The sequence below is a fragment of the Limosilactobacillus vaginalis DSM 5837 = ATCC 49540 genome (assembly GCF_000159435.1).
Lineage (GTDB): Bacteria > Bacillota > Bacilli > Lactobacillales > Lactobacillaceae > Limosilactobacillus > Limosilactobacillus vaginalis.
Genome location: NZ_GG693443.1, coordinates 1 through 517, shown reverse-complemented (window position 1 = coordinate 517; position 517 = coordinate 1). Strand labels below are relative to the sequence as shown.

The 517-nt window shown below is 33.3% G+C and carries 1 protein-coding gene; it reads right to left on the bottom strand.

Features of this window, described 5'->3' with window-relative positions; translation table 11 throughout:
• Positions 1-79: 79 nt before the first annotated feature.
• Positions 80-517: adenine-specific methyltransferase EcoRI family protein (locus tag HMPREF0549_RS08920; protein ID WP_003717977.1), on the bottom strand; the 438-nt coding region annotated here is incomplete at its 5' end.

The window sequence follows — 517 nt, the reverse complement described above, 5'->3', positions numbered from 1 at the left end:
GGAGAGGTGGTTTTTTCGTTTCTGGTACCGAAGCTTACGACGAAGCTAATGATCTCAAGAAAAAACTAACAAACATCAATTACTTTTGTAATCGTTTGTTTTTTATCAAAATTCTGAAATAAGGGCATTTACCATTTATAGACAAATCTTTTTCATCAACACCCTTTCTAAATTTTATTAACTCAAATTGCTCAGGGTTAAACTTATGCAAGAATGTGATAGGAACCCCCATAACCCCATTGTAATCTAATGGAATATCCTTTGTTTTGTTTACATTTATAGCATCATAATTATCATATTTTGGATATGAACTTTCATTCCCAAAATATTTTCTTGTAAGAGGCAAGTCTTTATGCCTAATAAAGACATCTAGGTTAGTTAGCCATAAGCAGTTGTTTGGCGAGATAATTCTATTACCATTAGAATCAATTCTCGCCTCAGTACCATATAATTCATAATGCTCTGGAACAATAAATCCAGAAACACCTCTCCCGAGATGAACCCCAAGCCAAATCTT